General features: G+C 69.9%; 18 protein-coding genes and 1 pseudogene. 7 read left to right on the top strand and 12 right to left on the bottom strand.

The features are described 5' to 3' along the window. Positions 1-186 precede the first annotated feature (186 nt). Positions 187-3414: a bifunctional proline dehydrogenase/L-glutamate gamma-semialdehyde dehydrogenase PutA gene (gene putA / locus D0Y53_RS11745; RefSeq protein ID WP_117203512.1), complete on the top strand. Its 3228-nt coding sequence runs from the start codon at positions 187-189 to the stop codon at positions 3412-3414. 584 nt (positions 3415-3998) lie between these two features. Here putA and D0Y53_RS11740 read toward each other — a convergent pair. After that, the gene (locus D0Y53_RS11740) at positions 3999-5363 is read right to left on the bottom strand and encodes an OmpP1/FadL family transporter (protein ID WP_117203511.1); all 1365 of its coding nucleotides are present in this window, start codon (positions 5361-5363) and stop codon (positions 3999-4001) included. 245 nt (positions 5364-5608) lie between these two features. Here D0Y53_RS11740 and D0Y53_RS11735 point away from each other — a divergent pair, with 245 nt between their 5' ends. Next, a complete protein-coding gene (locus tag D0Y53_RS11735; protein WP_117203510.1) occupies positions 5609-6301 on the top strand; it encodes a rhomboid family intramembrane serine protease in 693 nt (230 codons plus the stop codon). Positions 6302-6402: 101 nt separating this feature from the next. After that, positions 6403-6723 (top strand): DUF1820 family protein, encoded by a 321-nt coding sequence (locus D0Y53_RS11730; RefSeq protein ID WP_117203509.1) that lies wholly within the window; start codon positions 6403-6405, stop codon positions 6721-6723. Positions 6724-6878: 155 nt separating this feature from the next. Here the strand turns inward: D0Y53_RS11730 and D0Y53_RS12740 are convergent, their stop codons facing one another. From D0Y53_RS12740 to gpmI, 7 genes and pseudogenes are all read right to left on the bottom strand, one after another. Further along, positions 6879-7379 (bottom strand): hypothetical protein, encoded by a 501-nt coding sequence (locus D0Y53_RS12740; RefSeq protein ID WP_233511768.1) that lies wholly within the window; start codon positions 7377-7379, stop codon positions 6879-6881. Positions 7380-7403: 24 nt separating this feature from the next. Continuing rightward, positions 7404-8828, bottom strand: a complete 1425-nt coding sequence (locus D0Y53_RS12915) for a peptidoglycan DD-metalloendopeptidase family protein (protein WP_484481996.1) — start codon at positions 8826-8828, stop codon at positions 7404-7406. A 517-nt stretch (positions 8829-9345) separates the two neighbouring features. Then, positions 9346-12309: an RHS repeat domain-containing protein gene (locus tag D0Y53_RS11720; RefSeq protein WP_117203508.1), complete on the bottom strand. Its 2964-nt coding sequence runs from the start codon at positions 12307-12309 to the stop codon at positions 9346-9348. Positions 12310-12368: 59 nt separating this feature from the next. Continuing rightward, entirely contained in the window at positions 12369-12899 is a 531-nt protein-coding gene (locus tag D0Y53_RS11715) for a hypothetical protein (RefSeq protein WP_117203507.1), read from the bottom strand. Positions 12900-13056: 157 nt separating this feature from the next. Further along, positions 13057-14403 (bottom strand): annotated as a pseudogene (locus tag D0Y53_RS11710) (S41 family peptidase); the annotation flags it as partial. A gap of 205 nt (positions 14404-14608) precedes the next feature. Then, positions 14609-15829, bottom strand: coding sequence for a murein hydrolase activator EnvC family protein (locus D0Y53_RS11705; RefSeq protein WP_117203505.1), 1221 nt, complete (start codon positions 15827-15829; stop codon positions 14609-14611). After that, positions 15829-17397, bottom strand: coding sequence for a 2,3-bisphosphoglycerate-independent phosphoglycerate mutase (gpmI, locus tag D0Y53_RS11700; protein ID WP_117203504.1), 1569 nt, complete (start codon positions 17395-17397; stop codon positions 15829-15831). The genes D0Y53_RS11705 and gpmI overlap by 1 nt, the downstream gene beginning before the upstream one ends. Positions 17398-17549: 152 nt before the next feature. Here gpmI and D0Y53_RS11695 point away from each other — a divergent pair, with 152 nt between their 5' ends. Then, positions 17550-18230 (top strand): DUF4097 family beta strand repeat-containing protein, encoded by a 681-nt coding sequence (locus D0Y53_RS11695; protein WP_117203503.1) that lies wholly within the window; start codon positions 17550-17552, stop codon positions 18228-18230. Positions 18231-18277: 47 nt separating this feature from the next. Beyond that, positions 18278-20011, top strand: a complete 1734-nt coding sequence (locus D0Y53_RS11690) for a M28 family metallopeptidase (RefSeq protein ID WP_117203502.1) — start codon at positions 18278-18280, stop codon at positions 20009-20011. 81 nt (positions 20012-20092) lie between these two features. On the opposite strand, the gene tyrS is transcribed toward D0Y53_RS11690, so the two are convergent. Next, complete coding sequence (tyrS, locus tag D0Y53_RS11685; RefSeq protein ID WP_233511769.1) at positions 20093-21322, bottom strand: tyrosine--tRNA ligase; 1230 nt, start codon at positions 21320-21322, stop codon at positions 20093-20095. Between the two features lie 211 nt (positions 21323-21533). Between tyrS and D0Y53_RS11680 the strand changes: the two genes are divergently transcribed. Together D0Y53_RS11680 and D0Y53_RS11675 are read left to right on the top strand one after the other, a co-directional pair. Beyond that, on the top strand, positions 21534-22964 hold the full coding sequence (locus tag D0Y53_RS11680) for a peptidoglycan DD-metalloendopeptidase family protein (protein ID WP_117203501.1): 1431 nt from the start codon (positions 21534-21536) through the stop codon (positions 22962-22964). A 151-nt stretch (positions 22965-23115) separates the two neighbouring features. After that, positions 23116-24228 carry an anhydro-N-acetylmuramic acid kinase gene (locus D0Y53_RS11675; RefSeq protein WP_117203500.1) on the top strand — a complete coding sequence of 371 codons (1113 nt, stop codon included), beginning with the start codon at positions 23116-23118 and terminating at the stop codon, positions 24226-24228. A 21-nt stretch (positions 24229-24249) separates the two neighbouring features. Here the strand turns inward: D0Y53_RS11675 and D0Y53_RS11670 are convergent, their stop codons facing one another. The 3 genes from D0Y53_RS11670 to D0Y53_RS11660 all read right to left on the bottom strand — a co-directional run bounded on the left by D0Y53_RS11670 (position 24250) and on the right by D0Y53_RS11660 (position 26779). After that, positions 24250-24561 (bottom strand): hypothetical protein, encoded by a 312-nt coding sequence (locus tag D0Y53_RS11670; RefSeq protein ID WP_386724733.1) that lies wholly within the window; start codon positions 24559-24561, stop codon positions 24250-24252. Between the two features lie 77 nt (positions 24562-24638). Next, on the bottom strand, positions 24639-25979 hold the full coding sequence (locus D0Y53_RS11665) for an AmpG family muropeptide MFS transporter (protein WP_117203499.1): 1341 nt from the start codon (positions 25977-25979) through the stop codon (positions 24639-24641). After that, positions 25976-26779 carry an exodeoxyribonuclease III gene (locus D0Y53_RS11660; RefSeq protein ID WP_117203498.1) on the bottom strand — a complete coding sequence of 268 codons (804 nt, stop codon included), beginning with the start codon at positions 26777-26779 and terminating at the stop codon, positions 25976-25978. Before D0Y53_RS11660 ends, D0Y53_RS11665 begins: the two co-directional genes overlap by 4 nt. Between the last annotated feature and the right edge of the window lie 162 nt (positions 26780-26941).

The raw sequence follows: 26941 nt of genomic DNA, 5'->3' as shown, positions 1-26941 counted from the left end.
AGTTGCAACGCCGGACCCGTCGGAGACTGGCGGAACCTGTTCGAGCGACTCGCACGCCGCGCCATCGCTGTCGCGGAAGCGCTGGAATGGTAGCCCCCGCTCCGCGCCGCGGCAAGCCGCGCAGGGTGCGTATCCGCCGGCGCGACCGCTAAAATGGCCGCCTCCACGTCCGCCGGTGCCGGCCCGATGACTCCAGATCCTTCCGCCGCGCCGGTGGCCGCGGCCGCGCCGTCGCAGTCGTCCGCGATCCTGAGTCCGGAGTTGCCGCCGGCGCCGGCGCCGCTGCGTGCGGCGATCACCGCCGCCTGGACGCGCGAGGAAAGCGAACACGTGCGCGAGCTGCTCGCCACCGCGCGCCAGCCGCGCGCCGACTGGGATGCGGCCGACCGCGCCGCGATCCAGGCCACCGCCGCCGACCTGGTGCGCCGGGTCCGCGCCCGTGCCGCCGACCAGGGCGCGATCGAGGCCTTCATGCGCCAGTACGACCTGGGCAGCGAGGAAGGCGTGCTGCTGATGTGCGTGGCCGAGGCGCTGCTGCGGATCCCCGACCCGGACACCGCCGACGCCCTGATCCGCGACAAGCTCGGCGAGGCCGACTGGAAGAAGCACGTCGGCCAGTCCGACTCGGTGCTGGTCAACGCCTCCACCTGGGGGTTGATGCTCACCGGACACCTGGTGGACCTGGCCGACGCCACCAAGCGCGACGTGCACGGCGCCTTCAAGCGGCTGCTGGGCCGTCTCGGCGAGCCGGTGATCCGGCTGGCGGTGCGCCAGGCGATGCGGATCATGGGCCACCAGTTTGTGATGGGGCGCACCATCGAGGAGGCGCTGGCGCGCGGGCGCAAGGGCGACAACGCCCGCTACCGCTACTCCTTCGACATGCTCGGCGAGGCGGCGCTGACCGCGGCCGACGCCGATCGCTACCTCGCCGCCTATCGCCGCGCGATCGCCGCGATCGGCGGCAGCGGCCGCTTCGAGGACGTGTTCGCGGCGCCCTCGATCTCGGTCAAGCTGTCGGCGCTGCACCCGCGCTACGAACACGCCAAGCGTGCGCGGGTGCTGGCCGAGCTGACACCGCGGGTGCTGGCGCTGGCGCAGCTGGCCAAGTCGCACGGCATCGGCTTCACCATCGACGCCGAGGAAGCCGACCGCCTGGAGCTGTCGCTGGACGTGATCGCCGCCGCCTACGCCGACCCCTCGCTGCAGGGCTGGGAGGGCTACGGCCTGGCGGTGCAGGCCTACCAGAAGCGCGCGCCGTTCGTGATCGACTTCCTCGCCGACCTCGCCCGCCGCCATGGCCGCCGCATCCCGGTGCGCCTGGTCAAGGGCGCCTACTGGGACAGCGAGGTCAAGCGCGCGCAGGTCGACGGCCAGGCCGGCTACCCGGTGTTCACGCGCAAGCCCAACACCGACGTCAGCTACCTGGCCAACGCCGCGCGCATGCTCGATGCCGGCGACGCGCTGTATCCGATGTTCGCCACCCACAACGCGCAGACCATCGCCGCGGTGCATCGCATCGCCGCCGGCCGCCCGTTCGAGTTCCAGAAGCTGCACGGCATGGGCGACGACCTGTACGCGGAAGTCATCCCGGCCGATCGCCTCGACGTGCCGTGCCGGGTGTACGCGCCGGTCGGCTCGCACGAGGACCTGCTGCCGTACCTGGTGCGGCGGCTGCTGGAAAACGGCGCCAATTCCAGCTTCGTCAACCGCATCACCGACGAGGCCGTCGCCATCGACGAGCTGGTCCGCGACCCGGTCGAAACCGTCGCCGCGTTCGAAAGCATCCCGCACCCGCGCATCCCGCTGCCGCGCGCGCTGTACCGCTCGCACGGCCTCGACCGAGACAATTCCATGGGCATCAACCTCGCCAACGACGACCAACTGCGCACGCTTGCCGAACGGGTCAACGCCGCGACCCGCGACGACTGGCGCGCGGCGCCGCTGGTGCCCGGCGTGAACGCGGCCGGCGCCGACATCGCCGTGAGCTATCCCGCCGACCGTCGCGTCACCGTCGGCCAGTGGCGCGCGGCCGATGCCGCCACCGTCGAGCAGGCGCTGCGCAATGCCGTCGCCGCGCAGCCGGCCTGGGACGCCACTCCGGCCGCCGCGCGCGCCGCGATCCTGGAACACGCCGCCGACCTGCTGGAGCAGCGCCTGCCGCAATTCATTGCGCTGTGCACGCGCGAGGCCGGCAAGACCATCCCCGACGGCGTCGCCGAGGTGCGCGAGGCGGTCGACTTCCTGCGCTACTACGCCGGCCAGGCGCGCACGCTGTTCGGCGCGCCGCAAGTCCTGCCCGGCCCGACCGGCGAAGCCAACACGCTGCAGCTCGGCGGCCGCGGCGTGTTCGTGTGCATCAGTCCGTGGAATTTCCCGCTGGCGATCTTCAGCGGCCAGATCGCCGCGGCGCTGGCCGCCGGCAATGCGGTGCTTGCCAAGCCGGCCGAGCAGACCAACCTGGTCGGCTATTACGCGGTCAAGCTGCTGCACGAAGCCGGGGTGCCGGAAGCGGTGCTGCAGTTTTTGCCCGGCGACGGCGCCACGGTCGGTGCCGCGCTGACCGCCGACCCGCGCGTGGCCGGCGTCGCCTTCACCGGCTCCACCGACACCGCGCGCGCGATCAACCGCGCGCTGGCCGCACGCGACGCCGCGATCGGCGTGCTGATCGCCGAGACCGGCGGCCAGAACGCGCTGATCGGCGATTCCTCGGCGCTGCCCGAGCAGCTGGTCAAGGACGCGCTGGCCTCGGCCTTCACCTCGGCCGGCCAGCGCTGCTCGGCCGCGCGCGTGCTGTTCGTGCAGGAGGACATCGCCGACAAGGTGGTGTCGATGCTGGCCGGCGCGATGGCCGAGCTGCAGGTCGGCGACCCCGGGCTGCTGTCCACCGACGTCGGCCCGGTAATCGACGCCGACGCGCTGGGCCTGCTGCAGGCGCATGCCGGCCGCATGCAGGGCACGGCGCGGCTGATCGCGCAGGCCCCGCTGGACCCGGCCGCGACCGCGCACGGCAGCTTCTTCGCGCCGACCGCGTGGGAGCTGACCGCGCTGTCGCAGCTGACCCGCGAGAACTTCGGCCCGGCGCTGCACGTGATCCGCTGGAAAGCCGACCAACTGGACGCCGTGGTCGACGCGATCAACGCCACCGGCTACGGCCTGACCCTGGGCATCCATTCGCGCATCGACGCCACCATCGAGCGGATCGCCGCGCGCGCGCGGGTCGGCAACATCTACGTCAACCGCAACCAGATCGGCGCGGTGGTCGGGGTGCAGCCGTTCGGTGGCCAGGGCCTGTCCGGCACCGGCCCCAAGGCCGGTGGCCCGCACTACCTGCCGCGCTTCGCCACCGAAAAGACCCTGACCGTCAACACCACCGCCGCCGGCGGCAACGCCTCGCTGCTCACCCTGGGCGATTGATGCAGCTACATTGCGTAGCTGCGCCCTCCTGACGACGTGCTGTCTTCAAGTCGGAACGGCCTCTCCACATCGGTATCCGGGCAACATTCTGGATCGGCTTCGGAGGGAGTCGCCGTCCGGCGGGCTGGGGTGCGCGCTCCTGACGACCACCTGAGGTTGGGGCGCAGGCTATCCGTAGCCTTGATCTAATGAGATTCGGCTTCGGAGGGAGTCGCCGCCCGGCGGACTGGGGGTGCTGCGCCCTCCTGACGACCTCCTGTCTTTAAGTCGGGTCGTGGACCCTCCATGGTCCACTCTCCGCACCCCCAGCCCGCCGGACGGCGACTTCGGGGGATTGGAGTCCGTCGCTTCGGGCTGGTTTTCTCTACAAGCGCCGACTCACTTGCCGGAAGCCGGTGGCCCGGCCTGTGCGGGACCGTCGGCGGCATGGATGCCGCCGAGGAGCCTACAGGGACGTATTCACGGCGTGTCCCGCACAGGCCGGGCCACCGGCTTCCCCCGCAGAGCTACCCGCACTCGGGAGAAGGACCAAAAAAAGCCCCGCCGAAGCGGGGCTTTTTGCTTGCATCGTTGCGCGAGATCGATCAGAAGCGGTACTGCGCCGACACGCCGAGCAGGTTGGCATAGCCGTCGAAGTCGCCGACCAGACGCGCACCGCTGGACGAGGTGGTGTCGATGCTCGGGGTATCGATCTGCACGCGCATGTAGGCCGCATCCACGCTCAACGCCTCGGACACGTTCCAGGTCATGCCCAGGGTGTAGACCATGCGGTCGTTGTCGGGCAGGCGCGGAGTGCGGGCGGCATCGTTGGTCGGGGTCTCGTCGAAGCCCACGCCGGCGCGGAAGGTGAAGGCGTCGCTGAAATCCCACTCGCCGCCGACCGAATAGAACCAGGTGTCCTCCCAGTTGAACGGCTCGTGCGCCAGCTGGGCGCCGCCGGTGCGGTAGATGTCCACCGCCGACAGCGAGCTCCAGCCGGTGAGCTGGGCGTCGACCAGCACGCGGAAGTCCTCGTTGACATCCCAGCGCACGCTCACAGTGTCGGTGGACGGGGTGTCGAGGTTGGCCCAGATCGGCCCGTTGTCGTAGGTGTTCACGCCCAGCAGGCCGAAGGTCGCCGGCACCCGCGGATCGGAGTGGTCGAAAGTCGCATCGCCGGTCAGGGTGTGGTGGACCTCGGAGCGGTGCGCGTAGCCGAGCACCAGGTTGTCGCTGGCGCGGAACTGCATGCCGGCCACCCAGCCCCAGTCGTTGTCGCTGCCCTGGACCGTGGCCAGCGCGTCGGAACCCTGCGGCTGGAACGGATACGCCGGATTGAAGCAGTTCAGCGGATTGCCGGAGCCGGCGCACAGCGCGGTACCGAAATCGACCGCGTTGGACAAGGTGACCGAGGAATGCTGGAAGATCAGGCCGAGACCGACCGAGAAGCGCTCGCTGAAAGCGATCGCGGCCGACATCGTCAGGTCGACGGTCTTCACGTCGGACTTGATCGCGCTGTAGCGGCCGGCCCAGGTCGGGTCGTATTCGGTCTTCAGGCCGAACGGCGCGCTGACGCTGACGCCCAGGGTGACATTGTCCAGGCTGCCGCTGAGCGGGAACACCGCCGCCATCGCCGGGACCGGCGTGGCGTCGCCCGGATCGCCGCCGTCGCCGCCGCTGAGCGGGGTGCCGACCGCGGTGGTGCCGCCGCCGTCGAAGTCGGCGGTCAGGTCGATCATGGTGACGTCGGCCTGCAGCGTGGTCTTGTCGAGATTGACCATCGCCGCGGGATTGTTGAGCACAACCGAGGCGTCGCCCCAGGCGACAGTGGTGCCGGCATTGGCGCGGCCCATGTTCTTGACGCTGTTTTCACGGATCTGGAAGCCGCTGGCGTCGGCCGAGCCGAACGCCAGGACTCCGGCGATGCCGAGCGCCAGTGCGCTGAAGGTGTGGCGGGAAACGGTCTGCATGTGCACGATCTCCGGAGTGCTGGTCGGTAGTACCTGTCGTGGCGCGGCAGACGAGGATTCGCCCGTTCCGCACAGCCGGAAGCCCCCTCCCGACGTACGACGTTGCCGGCACTATAGCCTGCCTTTAACCGATTTGTAACAGACCGTCCGGCTCCGTACGGTTGCCCCCCAAACCGTCCGTTTTCCCTTGCGAAACGGTATCTTGGCGAGGCCGCCACCCTGGCCGCCGTTCTCGGACCCTTGCGATGTTCGTCGCCCTGCCTACCCGGAGCCGCCCGAGCCTGCGCTGGGCCACGCCGGTACTGTTTGCGCTGCTGTGGCTGGCCTACCTGTGGGCCAGCACCCGGCCGGCCTCGGCGCGGCGGCTGTGGCTGCTGGACTGGGGCGCGCTCACCGGCGGCCCGGCGCTGGCCGCCACCTGGCAGGCGCTGTGGAGCGAGGGCCACTGGCTGCGCCTGTTCAGCGCCTTGTTCCTGCACGCCGACTGGGCGCACCTGACCGGCAACCTGGTGTTCCTGCTGATCTTCGGGCTGCCGGCCGAGCGGGTGATGGGCGCCTGGCGGCTGCTGCTGCTGTTCCTGCTCGGCGGCGCGGTCGCCAACCTCGCCGCGGTGCTGGCGATCGGCGCCCCGGACCGGCTGGTGGTCGGCGCCAGCGGCGCGGTGTCGGCGCTGATCGGCGCCTACCTGGCGCTGTTCCCGCGCGCGCGGCTGGGGGTGGTGCTGCCGCTGGGACTGTTCCTGGAATTCGTGCGCGCGCCGGCCTCGCTGCTGATCGGGATCTGGGTGCTGCTGCAGGTGGTGTTCGCCTACATCGGCCCGGCGTTCGGCGCGGTGGCCTGGGCCGCGCACATCGCCGGCTTCGCCTTCGGCGTGCTGTATGCGTTGTTCGTGCGCGCGGCGATCGCGCGGCGGCTGCGCAAGCAGCGCGGGTACTGAGGGGCCCGCGTCCCCGCCATGCCCCGCCCGCGGCGGAAGACGGAAGGGATGCAGCATCGCCGTTGCCGCTGCCCCCACGCATCCCCGCTAGAATCCGCGCCATGGCCAAGCCGCTGTACAAGATCACCTTCCACAACCACGGCCGCGTCTACGAGCTGTACGCGCGCCACGTCGCCAGCAGCGCGCTGTGGGGCTTCACCGAAGTCGGCGAGCTGGTGTTCGACCTGCGCGACGGCGTGCTGGTCGACCCCACCGAGGAACGCCTGCGCGACGAGTTCGGCGACACCCGCGTGCTGCACCTGCCGATGCAGAGCGTGATCCGGATCGAGGAAGTCGCGAAGAAAGGCCAGCCCGCGATCCGCGACCCGGCCACCGGCGAAAAGGTCGTCACCCCGTTCCCGCTGCCGGCCAAGCCGCGCTAGGAAAAAGCAGGGGCAGTCCACTCCGCCCCCTTTAATCTCGTCTGTGGAATGCGGGTAGTTCACTCTGACCCCTGTTTTCAAACAGGCAACCTATCGCCTCATACGGAAAGCAAGAAAAGTAAACCGCCAGTCTTAGCGACATCTCTTTGCATCGCTTAAAAATCAGTCCGCCCAACAATTTCGACTAAATTTTCCTGCTTATCAGCAGACAGCTCTATTGAATACATTACCCCTGCCGACGAACGCAACACAAAATCTGAGCTGTACGCCGTGAGGCCTTCTGGCGAAGGCGCCCGGTCCAAGTTCACTCCGAAAGCACGAGAAACTTTTTGAGCGCTTAAATTAATATTTTCTCCAAACATCAAATTGGCAGGCAGCGCCAGATGATCGGTTGCTTCAGCCTTTTTTGCAGATACTTTCGATAAGACGCCATTAAAGAAGGCATATTCTCTGCCCTCCGCATCTTTAGCAGAACAATCATCAAATCCATGCACCGATTGTTCGCAGTCAGAAGTAACGAAAATATTTAGATCAGTAGGTTTAGCGCCAATAGGAAGTCTCCCAAAATCCGCAGTGCCCGCCCTGGCATTCCAGGCAGGCGCACACGCTGTACCCAACAAGAAAAGCGCGCTGGCGATGATCAAAGAAATCCTCATCACTATCCACCTCATTATTTAAGCCTATTGAATTGGCGGGGGCGACGGAGGCCTGGATGTCTCCGGTGGTGGCGGCGGCGGCAAATACTTCATGGGATCAACGACGGTGCCACCCGCAACCCTAGGCGCAGGACCGTCTATCCGCACCTCGAAATGCAAATGCGAATCGCCTTGCTTAGGTGTATTTCCGGTAGTCCCTATAGTTCCAATTTCTTGCCCAGCTGTCACCGTGTCCCCAGGCTTGACCGAGACACTGTTGAGATGCGCCGATTGCGTGTAAACGCCATCACCGTGGTTAATCACAACCTGGTTCCCGTATGTCTTGCTGGGATTCGGTTGTTGGTTTACGACGGTTCCACCATCTGCGGCAACTACGGCTGATCCCACTGGGGCCTGTATGTCAATTCCGGTGTGGGTAGATGGTCCGCTTGCGGTGTTTCTTGGAGTGCCAAACGCACCCTCACCTTCGCGAGGCTTGTCTGCGTGGTTCAACTGGTAGTGGCCAGGAACAGGCCACACAGGAAACGGGGCTGATTGCCGACCATCAGGATCGATAAATCTGTAAGGATTGTTGGTCGCGTAACAATAGCGACAAAAATTTCTACCCGTGACCGAATCAACGCTGACTGCATCGGTGCTCAGGAACTTCCCGATCAGCGGGTCGTAATACCGCTGCTGCATGTAATTCAGCCCCGTCGCCACATCGTACACGTGCCCCGTGTACCCCGGCCCATCCTTGGGCGTCGGCGTCAGCTGCCGGCCGTAGGGCTCGTACTCGCGCGTCGGCTCCAGCGCCACGCGCGAACCGTTGGTCACCACCACCGGGCTGCCCAGCGCGTCGGTGTGCTGGTAGCGGACCGTATAGGTGTTGGTCGCCGTGTCGCGCTCCCGGATCGCCAACAGGCTGCCGGCAAGATAAACATACTCGTCCACAGTCCCGGCGCGTTCGTCGCCGGTCATCGCGAGTTGCCCGGACAGGGTGTACTGGCTGTACTTGCTGCTGACGGCCACGGTATCCCGCACCCGCCGCCCTTGGCCATCGTAGACATAGCTGCTGGCCGGACTGGGTCCCACGGTGCGCAGCCGGTTGCCCAGGTCGAACGTGTAGAGCGTGCCGTTCTTGTTGGCCAGATTGCCCTGCACGTCGTAACCCAGGCCGATCACCGTGGCACCGCTGCTGCAGCCGCCAGTTTTGACGTTGGTCAGTCGGTTGCTGCCGTCGTAGCAGTAGTAGTGGTTGCGGTCCGACAGAACCACCCGGGTCAGATTGTCCAGGCTGTCGTAGCCGTAGGCCGCGCCGGTCGCCCCGTACATCGGCGAGACCACCGTCGTCAGCCGGTCCAGCCCGTCATAGCTCATGTCGCGATTGCCACGCTGGTTGCGGCCGCTGGCGCCGTCGCTGACGGCCGCGACGTTGCCGTTGCCGTCGTAGTCGTAGGCGTCGTCCAGGAATTTGGTGGTGCCGTAGGCGTCGGTACTGCGCTCGCAAAACAGGAGTCAGGGTAGGGTTTCTCAACAGCGAATGAGAAATACCACTCTGACCCCTGTTTTTCCACGGTGCGGGCCTTGTACTTCATGGGCGCGGATTAATTTCCTCCGTCCCGTTTTTGACCAATTACCTCCGTCCCCTTGTTCGCGCCTTTGATTCCGGCTGCTTGCACAAGCTGCGCGATAACGCGCATCACAACCTGCAGAAACGACAAGGCCCGCGTATGCGGGCCTTGTGCTTATAGGGTCGGACTGCCTCCGTCCCCTTTGTTCGCCTCATCAACCATGCCAAATCTAAGGATGTACAAGGCTGCAGCTCGAATACCGATGAAAAAAAAGATTACCAATATGAATGTGCAAATCAGGCCCACCGCATTTACCAATGCGTGAGAGAAGTAGAGCATGAAACTTAGCCCCAAAATTTGGACAGCTAACGACAGTATCTTCTTCACGAATACCACCTTGATTGAGGCTGGTTCTATTTTGCAGGTGTCCGCTGCTCAGGCGGCAGGGGTGGCGGCGGCGGCGGTGGTGGTGGTGGTGGTGGCGGGTCGTTAACCATCTTTGCAAGATCGACAAGAACGTGCGCAATAACAACCTTGCCAGCTGTCTCCACCGTATCTCCAACAGCCTTGGTTGCCTGTTTCACATTTCTAGTGATTGCGGCTGATAATTTCTTTGCCCTATTCACGGTATTTGCAGCCTTACCAGCTAACACTTGAATTGCGCGGGCATTTCGAAGCAGCTTAGGACCATTCTTCAATACGGTTTTACCGCCTTCTCCAAGACCCGGGAAGGCGGCACTACCGGCTGCCGCGATGCCAATATCGGTCCAGTCCAGGTCACCCCAATCTTTGTTATCGCCGTAATGCTGCATTAGTGCTTCAGTGGCCCCACCGACAAGTGCTTTCCCTGCATACGGACAGACAGGACACCGTCCATCTGGATCGGTGAACTTGTAAGGGTTGTTGTAGGCGTAGGCGTAACGGTTGAAGTGCCTCATGTCGCCTTCGTAGGCCGTCACCGGATCGACCGAGAGCGTTCTTCCAATGTCCGGGTCGTAATAGCGCTGCTGCATGTAATTCAGCCCCGTCGCCACATCGTACACGTGCCCCGTGTACCCCGGCCCATCCTTGGGCGTCGGCGTCAGCTGCCGGCCGTAGGGCTCGTACTCGCGCGTCGGCTCCAGCGCCACGCGCGAACCGTTGGTCACCACCACCGGGCTGCCCAGCGCGTCGGTGTGCTGGTAGCGGACCGTATAGGTGTTGGTCGCCGTGTCGCGCTCCCGGATCGCCAACAGGCTGCCGGCAAGATAAACATACTCGTCCACAGTCCCGGCGCGTTCGTCGCCGGTCATCGCGAGTTGCCCGGACAGGGTGTACTGGCTGTACTTGCTGCTGCCGGCCACGGTATCCCGCACCCGCCGCCCTTGGCCATCGTAGACATAGCTGCTGGCCGGACTGGGTCCCACGGTGCGCAGCCGGTTGCCCAGGTCGAACGTGTAGAGCGTGCCGTTCTTGTTGGCCAGATTGCCCTGCACGTCGTAACCCAGGCCGATCACCGTGGCACCGCTGCTGCAGCCGCCAGTTTTGACGTTGGTCAGTCGGTTGCTGCCGTCGTAGCAGTAGTAGTGGTTGCGGTCCGACAGAACCACCCGGGTCAGATTGTCCAGGCTGTCGTAGCCGTAGGCCGCGCCGGTCGCCCCGTACATCGGCGAGACCACCGTCGTCAGCCGGTCCAGCCCGTCATAGCTCATGTCGCGATTGCCACGCTGGTTGCGGCCGCTGGCGCCGTCGCTGACGGCCGCGACGTTGCCGTTGCCGTCGTAGTCGTAGGCGTCGTCCAGGAATTTGGTGGTCCCGTAGGCGTCGGTGCTGCGCTCGGGCAGGCCGCGGGCGTTCTGGGTCAGCGTGTGGACGATGCCGTTGCCGTAGGTGAACTGCTTCAAGGCACCGTTGGGGTAGTAGCTCACACCGGTGGCGTAACTGCCGGCCTGGGTTGGCTGGCCCAGGGCGTTGGGGGCGTAGGCGACGCCGAGTCCGTGCCAGGTCTGCGCGGACAGGTGGCCGTTGCCGTTGTAGGCATAGTCCACCGGCCAGTTCAGCACGCCGCTCCACACCAATTGCTCGCGCACCAGCAGTCCGCGCCGGTTGTAGCTGTACTGGGTGGTAACGGGATTGGTGCCGCCGTTGAGTGCGGTCACGCTGGCAAGCTGCCCGGTCGCCGTATAGGCGTAAGTAGTATCGGATTGGCCGTCCGGGAAGCTCAGCGTCACGATCCGGTTGCGGGCGTCGTACTGGCGCACCACCTTGCGCGCCAGGATGGCCGCGGTATCGCCTTCCGCGTCGCAAGGCGTGGCGGCCGGCAGCCCACTGGCCGACCAGGCCAGGTTGCCGGCGCCGTCGTAGCCCATCAGCGTGGCGCCGGTCTCTGGCTCGATCACCTTGCACAGCCGCTGATACTGGTCGTAGACGTACTCGCGGGTGGCGCCGGCCAGCGTGCCCGCGAACCTGCCGGTAACGGTGATCGCCGTGGTCGTGCGGCTGGCGCCCAGGTTGTCCACCGCGCGCGCGGCGATGCTGTGGCTGCCGGCCGCGGCGGTCCAGACGACGCTGTAGGGGCTGCTGGTGTCCTGGGCAATTTCCGTCCCGTCGACCAGGAACTCCACCCGGTTGACGCTGCCTTCCAGGTCGCTGGCCGTGGCCGTGAGCGCGACCGCGCTGCCGGGCAGCAAGGTCTGCCCGTTGACCGGCGCCGTCAGCGCCACGCTGGGCGCGGTATTGGCCGCCACCGCGACCGTGACTGCCGTCGTCGTGCGGCTGGTGCCCAGGTTATCCACTGCGCGGGCCTGCACCGTGTGGCTGCCGGCCACGGCGGTCCAGCTGACGCTGTAGGGGCTGCTGGTGTCCTGCGCGATTTCCGCCCCGTCGACCAGGAACTCCACCCGGTTGATGCTGCCGTCGCCGTCGCTGGCCGTGGCCGTGAACGCCACGCTGCTGGCGGTCACGTAGTGCTCGCCGCCGTCGGGCTCGGTGAGCGTCACCACCGGGAGCTGGTTGGCGTTGACGCTGATGCTGATCGCCGTGGTCGTCTTCGTCGCGCCGAGGTTGTCGACGGCCCGCGCCTGCACCGTGTGGCTGCCGGTGGTGGCGGTCCAGGCGACGCTGTAGGGACTGCTGGTGTCCTGCGCGACTTCGGCGCCGTCGACCAGGAACTCCACCCGATTGACGCTGCCATCGCTGTCGCTGGCCGTGGCCGCGAGCGTCACGGTGCTGCCGGTCACGAACGTCTGGCCGGACGTGGGCGCGGTCAGGCTGACGGACGGCGCTACATTCGCCGGCGGCGGATCCGGCTCGCAGTCGATGCAGATCGCCGAAGGCGTCACCCCGTCGCCGGCTGGTTCGGCCTGCTGCGCCAGCGCCGGCAAGGTCAGCAGCCACAACGTCGCAGCCAGCAGCCCGCCCCACCACCGTAGGCTCGAATGCTCCCCTGCCCGGCGCCTCATGGCGTCGCTCCGCGTGTGATGGACATCGGTTTGCCGAACGGATCGCGCGCGATCAGCGTGGTCGTGCTCTCCGGTGCGTCGATCCGCGTGGGCTGGTCGTACGCGGGTTGGTCGTAGGCCACAAATTGGGTGGTGGTGGCGTGGCCGCGCGGGTTGGTCACCCGGGTCTGGAATCCGCTCAGGTATTGCGTGGTCGTCACCAGCGGGCCCAGCTCGGAGTCCTGGGTCACCGATGTCACCCGGCCCAGGGCGTCATAGGCTGTGTGCACGCCGGGCAGGGTCCAGCTGCCGGCGTTGCTGGTGGGCGCCACGGCCACCGGATACGCCGCGTGAATCTGCCGGTTCAGCGCGTCATGGCTGTAGGCCGTGTAGCGGTCGGTGGCCGCGACATTGCCGGCGTCGTATTCGCGGACCAGCAGCGGGCGCCACAGTGCATCGTAGTAGGTGACCTTGCGGCCGTTGCCGGTGCTGACAGTCTGCCGCCAATGCTCTGCTGCGATGCCGTACTCGGCCGTCGCCACCGGCACGTAAGTGATGTTGGTCGCATTCCAGACGGTGCTGTCGCCGGTGGGATAGGTGATCTTGTTGCGGCTACCTGTCGCCCGTCGGCAGCCTGGACACCGAGGCCCTCGCCAACTAGGGAAGGCCGAACCCGTCAGCGGATACGCATCATTTCCCCACCATCCGCTTCAGCTCCGCCAGCGCCGCCGCGATCGGCGCGTCGCCGTCGAGGACGTCGCCGGCGTGGCTGCCGGCTTCGGCTTCGCCGTCGCCGCGCAGGTGGCCGGGCAGGGTCGCTTCGGTGACGTCGGGCTTGCCGCCGTTGGCGGCGTCGCCGGCCGGGCGCAGCACCACGTCGGGTTCGATGCCGCGCGCCTGGATCGACTTGCCACTGGGGGTGTAGTAGCGCGCGGTGGTGAGCTTGACCGAGTCGCCGTTGTTCAGCGGAAGCAGGGTCTGCACCGAGCCCTTGCCGAAGGTGCGGCTGCCGACGATGCGGGCGCGGCCGTTGTCGGCGAGCGCACCGGCCAGCACCTCCGCGGCGCTGGCGGAGCCGGCGTCCACCAGCACCACCAGCGGCGCGCCGTGCAGGCGGTCGCCGGGGGTGGCGCTGAACTGCGTGTCGCTGATCGGGATGCGGCCGCGGGTGCTGACGATGCCGCCGCGCTCGAGCAGGTCGTCGGCGATCTGCACCGCCGACACCAGCAGGCCGCCGGGATTGCTGCGCAAATCCAGCACCAGCCCGCGCAGGCCCCGGCCGGGGGTGGCGCCGCCGGCCTGCCGCTGCAGGTCCGCCAGCACCGTCTCGAAATCGGCGGCGGTGTCGGCCTGGAACGCGGCGATGCGCAAATAGCCGTAGCCGGGCTCCAGTAGGCGGCCGCGCACGCTGGCGACGCGGATGGTTTCGCGCATCACCGTCACGTCGAACGGCTTGGCCGCGCCTTCGCGCAGCAGGGTCAGCACCACCCGGGTGCCGGGCTTGCCGCGCAGCGGGCCCTGGCCGTCGTCGCCGGGCTGCAGCGGCTTGCCGTCGACCGCGACGATGGTGTCGCCGGCCTTGATCCCGGCGCGCGCGGCCGGGGTGCCGTCGATCGGCGCGATGACCTTGATGCTGCCGTCGGCCTGCGGCTGCACTTCCACACCGATGCCGTCGTAAGCGCCGCTGGTTTCCTCGTCGAAGGCGCGGGCATCGTCCTTGTCGAAATAGGTGCTGTGCGGGTCCAGGTCCAGCAGCAGGCCCTTGACCGCGGCGTGCATCAGGCGGTCGTCGTCGACCGGATCCACGTACGCCGCGCGCACCGCGTTGTAGACGGTGACGAAGCGCCGGATCTGCGCCAGCGGCACCTGGCTGGCGGCGTCTTCAGCGGCGTCGGGATCGTCGGCGTCGGCGCTCTGCGGCGCGGCGTCGGGATCGTCGGCGGTGGAGCCTGGCGGCGCGACCTCCGGCGCCGGCACCGGCGGCGCCTGCTGGGCGTGGGCGGGCGCGAGCAGCGCCAGGGCCAGCAGCGCGGACAAGGGGGCGAAACGCATGCCGGGACTCCGGAAGTGGCAGGGGAGCATCAGACCACGGAACGGGTGAACGGGTGTGCAGCGGGAGACGCGAGGCGCCGACGCGTCGGGCCGGGAACGGGCGGGCCCGTCGCGCGCCGCCGCTGCAACGCCCGCGCCGCCTTGCGTGCTCGTCGTGCGCCACGCGGGCGCGGCGCACCGCGCCCGCGCACACGCGTCCGCGCGCTCACTGTTTCTGCAGCCAGACCCGCGGATCGACCGGGTCGCCGTTGCGGCGCAGCTCGAAATACAGCGCCGGCGGCCCGGCGCCGCCGGAACTGCCGACGCTGGCGAGCGCGTCGCCGCGCTTGACGTCGTCGCCGGCGTCGCGCAGCAGCGCCTCGTTGCGCGCGTACAGGCTCATGTAGCCGTTGCCGTGGTCGACGATCAGGATCAGGCCGTAGCCGTTCATCCAGTCGGCGAACACCACCTTGCCGTTGGCGACCGCCTTGACCGTGGCCCCGGTCGGCGCGCCGATCAGCAGGCCGGCGCTGCGGCCGCCGTCGGGCAGGGTGCCGCCGTAGCCGGCCAGCAGGCTGCCCGACAGCGGCCAGCCGAGGCCGCCGACCCGGACCGGCGCGGCGTTGGCGATCAGCGGCGGCTTGGGCCGCGCCTGCCCGGGCTTGCCCGGCGCATGCGCGGCGCGTCGCGCGGCGGCGCGACGTTCGGCCTCGGCGCGCGCGGCGGCCGCGCGCAACCGCGCCAGCAGCCGCTTCAACCCGGCGACGTCGCTGCCCAACGCGCGCTCGCGACTGCGCCGGTCCTGGTAGCGCGTCTCCAGCCGGGCGACCGTCTGCGCGTGCCGTTGGCGGTCGTCCTGCAGCTGCGCCAGCTGCGCGCGCTGGCTCGCACGCGCGGCATCCAGCGCGCGTTGCTGCTCGGCGATGCGTTGCTCCAGCGCGTCCAGTTGCTGCAGCTCCGCGGCCAGCGCGGCGATGCGCTGCGCGCGGTCGCGCTGCAGGTAGCGGTGCCAGCCCAGCACGCGGTTGGCCTCGGCAACGCTGTCCTGCGCCAGCAGCAGCTTCAGCGGCGCGTCGCCGCCGACGGTGTAGGCGGCGCGCAGCAATCGCGCCAGCGCCTGGCGCTGATCGCCGAGCCGGGACTGCAATGCCGCGCGCTGCTGCTGCAGCTGCGCCAGCGCGGCTTGCTGCTGCGCCAGCCGGGCCTCGGTCTCGCGCAGGCTGCGGCTGGAACGGCCCAGGCGCTCGTCGACCGCGCGCAGCTGCCGCGAGGCGGCGCCGCGCTGGCCTTCGATCCGACGGCGCTCGGCGGCGACCGCCTGCAGCTCGCGCTGGGCGCGGTCGAGCCTGCGCTGCGCGTCGCGGCTGTTCTGCGCGGGCACGGCGAAGGCGAGCACCAGCGCGGCCAGGGCCGCGGCGATCGCCAGGCCGGCGCGCGCGCGCGCCATCAATCCCCGCCCGGCACGGCGGCGAGCAGCAGGCTGCGGCCGGTCATCTCCGCCGGCGGCGGCAGGCCGAGCAGATCCAGCAGGGTTGGCGCGACATCGCGCAGCGCGCCGCCGTCGCGCAGACGCGCCGTCCGCGCACCGACGTAGACCAGCGGCACCGGGCCGACGGTGTGCGCGGTGTGCGGCTGACCGGTGACCGGATCGCGCATCAGCTCCAGGTTGCCGTGGTCGGCGGTGATCAGCAGCGCGCCGCCAACCGCCTGCACCGCGGCGACGATCGCGCCGATCGCGGCGTCGACTGCCTCGGCGGCGCGGATCGCGGCCTGCAGGTCGCCGGTGTGGCCGACCATGTCGGGGTTGGCGAGGTTGCACACGATCGCGTCGAAACGCTGCGCGCGGATCGCGTCCACCAGCCGCGCGGTCACCTCCGGACAGCTCATTTCCGGCTGCCGGTCGTAGGTCGCCACCTTGGGGCTGGGCACCAGGATGCGCTGCTCGCCCGGGTACGGCGCCTCGCGGCCACCGCTGAAGAAGAACGTCACGTGTGCGTACTTCTCGGTCTCGGCGATGCGCAACTGGGTCAGACCGTGGTCGGCCAGCAGCGCGCCGAAGGTATGGGCGAGGTTGTCGGGCGCGAAAGCCACCGGCGCCGGCAGGGTCGCGTCGTACTCGGTCAGGCAGACGAAGCGCGCCAGCCGCGGGCGCCGCGCGTCGAAACCGTGGAAGTCGGGGGCGACGAACGCCGCGGCCAGCTGCCGCGCGCGGTCGGCGCGGAAGTTCATGAACACCACCGCGTCGCCGTCGGCCATCGGTGCCGGCTCGCCGTCGGCCGGCGCGATCACGGTCGGGGCGACGAACTCGTCGTTCTCGCCGCGCGCGTAGGCCGCCAGCAGCGCGGCCTGCGCATCGAGCGCGCGGTAGTCGGCGCGGGCCTCGACGATCGCGTCCCAAGCGCGATGCAGGCGCTCCCAGCGCTGGTCGCGATCCATCGCGTAGTAGCGGCCGCCGATGCTGGCGATGCGCGCGTTGCCTAGCGCCGCGCACTTGTCCTGCAGCGCCGCCAGGCTGGGCTCCGCGGAGCGCGGCGGGGTGTCGCGGCCGTCGAGGAACGCATGCACCGCGACCCGCGCCACGCCGGCGCGCTGCGCCAGCTCCAGCATCGCGAACAGGTGCCGCTGGTGGCTGTGCACGCCGCCGGGCGAGAGCAGCCCCAGCAGGTGCAGGGTGCCGCCGCTGTCGATCACCGCCTGGCAGGCGGCATGCAGTTCGGGGTTGGCGAAGAAGCTGCCGTCCTCGATCGCCGCGTCGATCCGGGTCAGGTCCTGGTAGACGACGCGGCCGGCGCCCAGGTTCATGTGCCCGACCTCGGAATTGCCCATCTGCCCGTCCGGCAGGCCGACCTGGCGGCCGGAGGTCTCGATCAGGGTGTGCGGACGGCTCGCCCACAACTGCCGCCAGTGCGGCAAGGTGGCCTGCGCCAGGGCGTTGTCGGTGGGGTCCTCGCGGTGGCCCCAGCCATCGAGGATCAGCAGGACGACGGGTTTGGGGCGCGGGCTGGCTGCAGGCAAGGCGAAAGTCCCGGTGACTTCGGACAGGCGCCGATTGTAGCGAAGCCCCGCAGACTGCCGGCATCCGCTGCGGCGGACGCGCCGACCGCTTAAACCCTGCGCGCCGCCGTCGCATCCGAGCAGGACACCCCCGCCACCGGACTGACCCGACCATGCCGCGTACCCGCCTCGCTCTCGCCCTCGCCCTTGCCTTGTTCGCCGCCGCGCCCGCCTTTGCCCAGGGCCAGGACATCGACAAGATCAACGGCAGCATCACCGCCACCGCCGGGCAGCGTTACGGCGACCTGGAGACCGTCAACGGCAGCATCCGCCTGCAGGCCGGGGCGCAGGCCGCGGACGTGGAAACCGTCAACGGCAGCATCCACGGCGAGGACGATGTCCGCGCGCAGACGCTGTCCACGGTCAACGGCGGCATCCGCCTGGGCCGCCGCGCGCAGGTGGAGGCCGGCATCGAGACCGTCAACGGCGCGATCTTCCTGGACCGCGGCAGCCGCGTCGGCGGCGATGTCGCCACCGTCAACGGCGGCATCGGCCTGGTCGACACCGACCTGGCCGGCGACATCGCAACCGTGAGCGGCGACATCACCGTGGGCGCGGGCTCGCACGTCAAGGGCGGGATCCGCGTGGACAAGCCGAACCGCGGCGGCGTCCACGTCCGCCTGGGCAGGCAGCGCGCGCCGAAGATCGTGATCGGCCCGGACGCGGTGGTCGAGGGGCCGCTGGTGTTCGAACGCGAGGTGCGGCTGTACGTGCACGCCAGCGCCCGCATCGGCAGCGTCCGCGGCGCCACTGCGGTGCGCTACTCCACGCCGACGCCGCCGGCGGATGAGTAAGCGCCGCAACTGCTAGCATCGGGCTTCCTGCCACCGCGGAGGCCGCGATGTCGCGCCCGTTCCTGTCCTGCCTGTCCTGCGCCCTGCTCGGCGCCCTCGCCCTGGCCGCCTGCGACCGCCCGCAGGCCGCGGCCGCGCCGGCGCCCGCCGCGACCGCGGCCACGCACGCCTTCCGGCCCGGCATCGACGCCGGCGACTTCGCCGCGCACGTGCAGGCGCTCGCTTCCGACGGGTTCGAGGGCCGCGGTCCCGGCACCGCCGGCGAGGACAGGACGGTCGAGTACATCCAGGCGCAGATGCAGCGCATCGGCCTGCAGCCGGGCTACCGCGGGCAGTGGTTCCAGACCGTGCCGATGGTGGAGACCACCACCGATCCGGCCACCACGCTCGCGCTGGAGGTCGCCGGCAAGCCGCGGGTGTTGCGGTTCGGCGACGACATGGTGATCGGCACCCGCAGCGGGCAAGCGGAAGTGAAGCTCGAGGCCAGCCCGCTGGTGTTCGTCGGCTACGGCGTGGATGCGCCCGAGCAGCAGTGGAACGACTACGCCGGCATCGACGTCCGCGGCAAGACCGTGGTGATGCTGGTCAACGATCCGGGCTTCCACGCCGGCGACGACAGCCTGTTCGAAGGCAAGCGCATGACCTACTACGGCCGCTGGACCTACAAGTTCGAGGAGGCCGCGCGCAAGGGCGCCGCCGCCGCGCTGATTGTCCACGACGACGCCGGCGCGTCCTACGGTTGGGACGTGGTGAAAAGCTCCTGGTCGGGCGCGCAGCACGACCTGCCCGCCGCCGGCGACCCCGCGCCGCGGCTGCCGGCGCAAGGCTGGCTCAGCGGCGAGGCCGCCAACGCGCTGTTCGCCGGCGCCGGCCTGGACCTGGCACAACTGCGCGCCGCCGCCAACAAGCGCGGCTTCAAGGCGGTGCCGATGGACGCGACGCTGTCGCTGGACCTCAAGAGCACGATCGCGCAGAAATCCTCGCGCAACGTCGTCGGCCTGCTGCCGGGCCGCGCGCATCCGGACGAAGCGGTGCTGTACATGGCGCACTGGGACCACCTGGGCAAGCACGACGACGAAGCCGGGCCCGACGGCAGCGCCGACACCATCTACAACGGCGCGGTCGACAACGCCACCGGCGTGGCCGGGATCCTCGAGCTGGCCGAGGCGTTCGCCCACCAGCAACCCGCACCCGAGCGCTCGCTGCTGTTCCTGGCGGTGACGCTGGAGGAATCGGGCCTGCTCGGCTCGCAGTACTACGTCGCCCACCCGGCCCTCCCGCTGGCGCAGACGGTGGCGGCGTTCAACCTCGACGCGATGAGCGTGTCCGGCCGCAGCCGCGACATCACCGTGGTCGGCCTGGGCAGCTCGCAGCTGGAGGACCTGCTCAAGCCGGTCGCCGAACAGCAGGGCCGCAGCCTGCACGCGGAAGCGCATCCGGAGGCCGGCGGCTATTTCCGTTCCGACCACTTCAACTTCGCCAAGGCCGGGGTGCCGGCGCTGTACATCGACGGCGGCGAGGACCTGGTCGACGGTGGCACCGCGGCGGGTGCGGCCGCGGCCAAGGACTACAACGAGCACCGCTACCACAAGCCCGGCGACGAATACGACGCAGCCACCTGGAAGCTCGACGGCGCGATCCAGGACCTGGAAACCGTGTACGCCGTCGGCCGCGACCTGGCCGCGTCGCAGCAGTGGCCGAACTGGTACGCCGGCAATCCCTTCAAGGCCGCGCGCGACCAGGCGCGGGCCGGCGCGACGACGGCGCCCGCGGCGAAGTAGCCCGGCCCCGTCCCGCATCTCCACGGACGGCGCCGCGATGGCGCCGTCCGCATCTCCGGGCCCCTGCCCGCGGGCCGGGACTCAGCTGGCGACCAGCCGCACCCGCGCGAAGGTGCGCTTGCCGACCGCGAGCAGACCCTCGAAGCCGGGTGCGAACAGCCGCTGCGGATCCTCGACGACCTCGCCATCGACCTTCACCGCGCGCTCCCTGAGCTTGCGGTTGGCTTCCGAATTGCTCGGGGTCAGGCCGGCGGCGGTCAGCAGCGCGGCGATGCGCAGGCCCGCGGCCGGGACCGCGATGTCCTGCAACGGCAATTGCGCGGTGTCACCCTCGCCGCGGACCGCGGCGTTCCAGCCGGCGACCGCCTGCTCGGCGGCGGCTGCGCCGTGGAAGCGCGCGGCCAGCTCGCGCGCCAGCCGCAGCTTGACGTCGCGCGGGTTGAGCTGGCCGGCCGCGATCTCCGTCTTCAGCGTCGCCGCCTCGGCGATCGAGATCTCGAAACTCAGCAGCTCGATCCAGCGCCACATCAGCTCGTCGCCGATCTTCATCGCCTTGGTGACGATGTCGATCGCCGGCTCGTCGATGCCGATGTAGTTGCCCAGCGACTTGGACATCTTCTGCACGCCGTCCAGGCCTTCCAGCAGCGGCATGGTCAGCACGATCTGCGGCGGCTGGCCGAAATGTTCCTGCAGGCCGCGGCCCATCAGCAGGTTGAACTTCTGGTCGGTGCCGCCGAGCTCGACGTCGGCCTCGAGCGCCACCGAGTCGTAGCCCTGCACCAGCGGATACAGGAACTCGTGGATCGCGATCGGCTGCTGCGCCGCGTAGCGCTTGGCGAAGTCGTCGCGCTCGAGCATCCGCGCCACGGTGTGCTGCGCGGCGAGCTTGATCATGTCGGCCGCCCCCATCTGCCCGAACCACTCGCTGTTGAAGCGCACCTGCGTGCGCTCGCGGTCGAGCACCTTGAACACCTGCGCCTCGTAGGTGCGGGCGTTGGCCAGCACGTCCTCGCGGGTCAGCGGCTTGCGGGTGACGTTCTTGCCGGTCGGATCGCCGATCATCCCGGTGAAGTCGCCGATCAGGAAGATCACCTGGTGGCCCAGGTCCTGGAACTGGCGCAGCTTGTTGAGCAGCACCGTGTGCCCCAGATGCAGGTCCGGCGCGGTCGGGTCGAACCCGGCCTTGACCCGCAGCGGGCGGCCGCCGGCCTGCAGGGACGCGGTCAGCCGCGCCTGCAGCTCCTCGTGCTTGAGGATCTCGTCGGCGCCACGGGCGATCAGCGCCAGTTGGGAGGACAGGTCGGCGGACAGGCTCACGGCACTCTCGCTGCGGCGGCACGCGGAAGCGTGACGCGTGTTGGAAAACGGCGTTAACGGCCGGTTAAATGGGGGAATCGCGGAAAAGTCATCGCATTCAAGGGTTTGACGCGTACTTTTCCCGCGACTATGTTACCGGCTTGATGTGTCCGTCACATCGGACGGGGGAGTGACCGATGCGCCCGAACCTTACGTGCCTGCCCGCATGAGCGCGCCGGAGAGCCGCAGCGGCCGCCGTGCGCGCCTGGACAAGTTACGCGAAGCCGCCCTGCACCGGAAGGTGCTCTCGCGCCATCTGCCGGCGGCGTTCAACGGCCGCTGGACCCGTCGCCACTGGGCGCATGCCAGCCTGTTCGCCACCCTCGGCGCGCTGCTGGCCGCGATCGTCCCCGGCTTTTCCGGCCCGACGAGCGATGTCGCGCAGGCGGCGCTGTCGGCGCCGCGCACCACCCTGGCGCTGACCCTGCCGGCACTGCCGCAATCCCGGCGGGCGCCGGCCACCGACCACTGGCAGCTGCTGACGGTCCAGCCTGGGCAGACGCTGGGCGCCCTGTTCCAGCAGCTCGGCCTGCCCAGCGCCACCATGCACCGGCTGCTGCAGCAACCGGATGCGCGCCGGGCGCTGACCCGGCTCCGGCCCGGCGCCGAGCTCGCCTTCGACATCCCGCGCGACGGCCAGCTGCGCGCGCTGCGCTACGACCGCGACGAGACCCACCGGGTCGAGCTGTCGCTGGTCGGCGAGCAGGTGCGCGAGCGCGTGATCGAGCGCCCGACCACCACCCGCACCGTGGTCATCAGCGGCGAGGTCGGCCGCTCGCTGTTCTGGTCGGCGCGCAAGCTCGGGCTCTCGGGCAAGGCGATCAACCAGCTCACCGACGAGATCTTCAAGTACGACATCGACTTCAACGAGGACGTCGCCGCCAGCGACCGCTTCAGCGTGGTCGTCGACCAGGTCTGGCGCGAGGGCGAGCTGATCCGCACCGGCGACATCCAGGCGGCGACCTTCACCGTACGCGGCAAGCTGCACTCGGGCTTCCGCTTCGAGCACGACGGCAAGGCCGAGTACTTCACCGCCGACGGCACCCCGCTGAAGAAAGCCTTCATCCGCATGCCGATCCCCTACGCGCGGATCAGCTCGGGCTTCAGCCGCGCACGCAAGCATCCGATCCTGGGCCGGGTGCGCGCGCACCAGGGCGTGGACTACGCGGCCCGCAGCGGCACCCCGATCATGGCCGCCGGCGACGCGCGCGTGGCCTTCGTCGGCTGGAAGGGCGGCTACGGCCGCACCGTGATCCTCGACCACGGCCGCGGCTACACCACCCTGTACGGACACATGTCGCGCTTCGGCAAGGAGCGCGTCGGCCAGCGCATCGCGCAGGGCACGGTGATCGGCTACGTCGGCATGACCGGGCTGGCGACCGGCCCGCACCTGCACTACGAATTCCGCATCAACGGCGCGCACCGCAACCCGCTGGCGGTGACGATGCCGCCGCCGGAGCCGCTGCGCGGCGCGGCGCTGGCGCAGTTCCGCGCCCAGACCGGCCAGGCGCTGGCGCAGATCCGCAAGGTCGAGGACGTGATCTACGCCGACGCCGGCACCGAGGCGCCGAAGGCCAAGGCCGCGCGCCGCGGCTGATCCGCAAACTGCGCCCGGGCCATCCGCGGCCCGTGCGTCGGGGCTGATCCGCGGCCCGCAGCAGCGGCGTCGGCCGCGATCCGGCCGCCCGGCAATTGCGGCGGGCGCCGCAATCCCCCAGCCGCGCGCAGCGCGGCCCTACACTCTGCCGATGGCATCCCTTTATCTCGGCCTGATCTCCGGCACCAGCGCCGACGGCATCGACGCCGCGCTGGTGCGTTTCGACGGCGACGCCCCGCACGCTCCCTGCACGCTCGTGCACGGCCGCACCTGTCGCTGGCAGCCGGCCTTGCGCGCGCGCCTGCTGGCGCTCGGCCAGGGCGGCGACTGCGCTTCGCTGGACGAGTTCGGCGCGCTCGACGTGCAGGTGGCGACGGCCTTCGCCGAGGCCGCGCTGGCGCTGCTCGCCGAGGCCGGCGTCGCCGCCGCGCAGGTGCGCGCGCTCGGCTCGCACGGGCAGACCGTGCGCCACCGGCCGGGCGGCCCGCATCCGTTCACGCTGCAACTGGGCGACGGCCACCTCATCGCCGAGCGCACCGGCATTACCACCGTGTCCGACTTCCGCCGCCGCGATGTCGCCGCCGGCGGCCACGGTGCGCCGCTGCTGCCGGCGCTGCACGCGGCGCTGCTGCATTCGCCGGCCGAATCGCGTGCGGTGCTCAACCTCGGCGGCATCGCCAACCTGACCCTGCTGCCGCGCGCGGGCACGGTGCGCGGCTTCGACAGCGGCCCGGCAAACGCGTTGCTCGATGCCTGGTGCGCGCGCCACACCGGCGCCGCCTACGATGCCGGCGGCGCCTTCGCCGCCGCCGGCGCGGTCGATGCGGCATTGCTGCAGCGGCTGCTGGACGAGCCCTGGTTCGCGCAGCCGCCGCCCAAGAGCAGCGGTCGCGAGCAGTTCCACCTGGACTGGGTCGCGGCGCGGCTGCGCGGCGACGAGGCGCCAGCCGACGTGCAGGCGACGCTGCTGGAGCTCACCGCCGCCAGCGTCGCCGAGGCGCTGCACGCCACCCAGCCCGACACCCGGCGGCTGCTGGTCTGCGGCGGCGGCGTGCACAACCCGGTGCTGCTGCGCCGCCTCGCCGCGCGGCTGCCGGACGTCGTCGTGGAATCGACCGCGGCGCACGGCGTGGACCCGGACCTGGTCGAGGCGATGGGCTTCGCCTGGCTGGCGCGCGAAACCCTGGCCGGGCGCCCGGGCAACCTGCCGGCAGTGACCGGAGCGCGCGGCCCGCGCGTGCTCGGCGCGATCCATCACGCCTGACCGGCCCGCGCCGGCCGTCGCTCACTCCAGCGCGAAGCGCCCGCTGATGCTCTGGTCGGGTTCGGCCACCGGCGCCGGCGGCGACGTCGCGGCACGGCCGATCAGGGCGAAGCCGGGATCGCTGGGCACCGCTTCCATCGCCGCGATCGCAGCCTCCAGCGCGCCCGCCTCGTCGGCCTCGAAACGCACCGGGCCGGGGGCCTCGCAGGCATGCAGTCCCTGCTCCAGCACCTGCAGCAGGGTGTCGTGGACGGACCAGCCGCGGGCATCGCCGAGCCGCTTGATGCGCTCGGCCAGCAGCGGATCGATGTCGCGCAGCACGATGTCGGTCATGAGGCTCCTCCTGACCACGCCCCGCCGGGGCCGGCGTCAGCGCGCATCCTGCGCAAGCCCGGCGCCGACCGCAACCGTCAGCCGCTCCCGGGGGCAGCCGGTTCGGGCGCGGCGCAGTCCTGGATCCGCCGCCACAGCCAGGCCAGCAGCAGCAACGTGGGCACCACCGTCAACGCGCTCAGGGTGAAGAAGGTGGCGTAGGACGTGGCCTCGACCAGGTAGCCGGACACGCCGCCGGCGAACTTGCCCGGCAGGTTGGCCAGCGACACCAGCAGCGCGAACTGGGTCGCGGTGAAGTTGCGGTCGGTGAGCGCCGACATGAACGCGATCAGGACCACCCCGGCGAAGCCCTGGAACAAATTGTCGGCGGCGATCGCGGCGTAGAACGCCCACAGCTCCGAGGGATGCTGCGCCATCAGCAGGAATGCGAGGTTGGACAGCGCCACCCCGAGCGTCGCCACCAGCAGCATGCGGCGGAAGCCGAACGCGGCCACCGCCACGCCGCCGGCGAAGGCGCCGGCGATGCCCATCCAGATGCCGAACAGCTTGGACACGGTGGCGATGTCGGACTTGCTGAAGCCCGAGTCGAGATAGAACGGCCCGGCCATCACCCCGATCACCTGGTCGGGGAACTTGAACAGGCCCACGAACAGCAGCAGCACCAGCCCGAGCAGCACGCCGTTGTTGCGGAAGTAGCTGGAAAACGGCTGCCAGAACGCACCGAGAACATCGATCCGGCGCACCACCGTGGCCTCGGGCGCCACCGGCTCGCGGCACAGCAGCGTGGTCGCCACCGGGATCAGCATCAGCGCCGCCATCCACAGGTACGCCGGCGTCCAGCCCTGGAAGTCGGCGATGTACAGCGCGCCGGCGCCGCCGACGATCAGGCCGAAGCGGTAGCCCAGGGTGTAGGTCGCCGCCAGCGCCGCCTGCGCCGCCGCCGGCGCGATCTCGATGCGGTAGGCATCGACCACCGAATCCTGGGTGGCGCCGGCGAAGGAGCCCACCAGCACCCAGGTCACCAGCCCGGCGACGCCGAGTTCCGGGCGCATCCACGCCAGCGCGGCGAGGCTGATCCCGACCAGCAGCTGCGCGGCCAGCAGCCACGAGCGCCGGCGGCCGAGGAACGCGGTCAGCGGGAAGGGGAAACGGTCGATCAGCGGCGCCCACAGGAACTTGAGCAGGTAGAAGAAGCTGGCCAGGCTGATCAGGCCGATGCTGCCCAGGTCCAGGCCGACGTCGCGCAGGCGCGTGGACAGCGTCATCGAGGCGATCAGCAGGAACGGCAGGCCGCTGCCGAAGCCCAGCAGCAGCAGGGTCAGCGCCGACGGGGTCGCGAACGCGCGCTTGATCCCCGCCCAGCCCTTGTACGAGGGCGGCGCAGCGGCATCGGCCGGCGCGGCCGCGGCGACGCTCACGGCGCGGCGCCCGCGAGGGCGTAATCGACCAGGAACGGGGCGTGGTCGGAGAAGCGCGGCGTCGGGAAGATCGCGCACGCGCGCAGCTTGTCGCGTAGCGACGGGGTCACGAACTGGTAGTCGATCCGCCAACCGACGTTGTTGGCGCGCGCGGCGCCGCGGTTGCTCCACCAGGTGTAGTCCTGGCCGTCGGCGTGCAGCGCGCGGTAGGCATCGACCCAGCCGCCCGGCGCCGCGTCGCCGCCCTCGCCGCACAGGCCGTTGAGCCAGTCGCGCTCGGCCGGCAGGCAGCCGGAGTTTTTCTGGTTGGATTTCCAGTTGCGGATGTCGCGCTCGCTGCGGACGATGTTCCAGTCGCCGCACAGCACGTAGTCGCGGCCGCTGGCCAGCCAGCCGTCGAGGATCGGCTTGAGCCAGTCCATCACCTGGAACTTGAAGCCCTGGCGCAGCTCGCCCGAGGAGCCGGAGGGGATATAGAACGAGACCACGCTGAGGTTGCCGAAGCGCGCTTCCAGGTAGCGGCCTTCTTCGTCGAAGGCCTCCCAGCCCAGCGCGGTGCGGATCTCATCGGGCTCGCGCCGGGTGTAGATCGCTACGCCGCTGTAGCCCTTCTTCGTGGTCGCGTCGCGGAACCAGGCCTGGTAGCCGGCCGGCAGGAATGCCGGTCCGGCGAGCTGGTGTTCCTGCGCCTTGGTCTCCTGCACGCAGAGGATGTCGGCGTCCTGCGCGCCGAACCAGTCGAAGAAGCCCTTGCCGGCGGCCGAGCGCAAGCCGTTGGCGTTGAAGCTGATGATGCGCATGCGCGGCCTGGAGACGGGTTGCCGCGATCATAACAACCTCGCGCGCCGGCGCCGCGCCGGCGCCGCGCCGGCCCACGCACGGCCACGGGCATGCGGGCCGTCGGCGCACCCAGCGCGCAACGAGCCGCGCGCCGCGGCCCCGCGGTCGCGCAGCGGAACCAG

The sequence above is a fragment of the Cognatiluteimonas weifangensis genome (assembly GCF_003416885.1).
GTDB classification, from domain to species: domain Bacteria; phylum Pseudomonadota; class Gammaproteobacteria; order Xanthomonadales; family Xanthomonadaceae; genus Cognatiluteimonas; species Cognatiluteimonas weifangensis.
The sequence above is the reverse complement of the archived record's forward strand: the minus strand, read 5'-3'. Positions and strand labels throughout refer to the sequence as shown.

What these genes read in the sequence shown, in the direction of transcription:
- D0Y53_RS11705 (WP_117203505.1), bottom strand. Translation starts at nt 15,829, where the DNA reads ATGGCGCGCGCGCGCGCCGGCCTGGCGATCGCCGCGGCCCTGGCCGCG.
- putA (WP_117203512.1), top strand. Translation starts at nt 187, where the DNA reads ATGACTCCAGATCCTTCCGCCGCGCCGGTGGCCGCGGCCGCGCCGTCG.
- D0Y53_RS12740 (WP_233511768.1), bottom strand. Translation starts at nt 7,379, where the DNA reads ATGAGGATTTCTTTGATCATCGCCAGCGCGCTTTTCTTGTTGGGTACA.
- D0Y53_RS11675 (WP_117203500.1), top strand. Translation starts at nt 23,116, where the DNA reads ATGGCATCCCTTTATCTCGGCCTGATCTCCGGCACCAGCGCCGACGGC.
- D0Y53_RS11680 (WP_117203501.1), top strand. Translation starts at nt 21,534, where the DNA reads ATGAGCGCGCCGGAGAGCCGCAGCGGCCGCCGTGCGCGCCTGGACAAG.
- D0Y53_RS11690 (WP_117203502.1), top strand. Translation starts at nt 18,278, where the DNA reads ATGTCGCGCCCGTTCCTGTCCTGCCTGTCCTGCGCCCTGCTCGGCGCC.
- D0Y53_RS11695 (WP_117203503.1), top strand. Translation starts at nt 17,550, where the DNA reads ATGCCGCGTACCCGCCTCGCTCTCGCCCTCGCCCTTGCCTTGTTCGCC.
- D0Y53_RS11670 (WP_386724733.1), bottom strand. Translation starts at nt 24,561, where the DNA reads ATGACCGACATCGTGCTGCGCGACATCGATCCGCTGCTGGCCGAGCGC.
- D0Y53_RS11740 (WP_117203511.1), bottom strand. Translation starts at nt 5,363, where the DNA reads ATGCAGACCGTTTCCCGCCACACCTTCAGCGCACTGGCGCTCGGCATC.
- D0Y53_RS11735 (WP_117203510.1), top strand. Translation starts at nt 5,609, where the DNA reads ATGTTCGTCGCCCTGCCTACCCGGAGCCGCCCGAGCCTGCGCTGGGCC.
- D0Y53_RS11660 (WP_117203498.1), bottom strand. Translation starts at nt 26,779, where the DNA reads ATGCGCATCATCAGCTTCAACGCCAACGGCTTGCGCTCGGCCGCCGGC.
- D0Y53_RS11730 (WP_117203509.1), top strand. Translation starts at nt 6,403, where the DNA reads ATGGCCAAGCCGCTGTACAAGATCACCTTCCACAACCACGGCCGCGTC.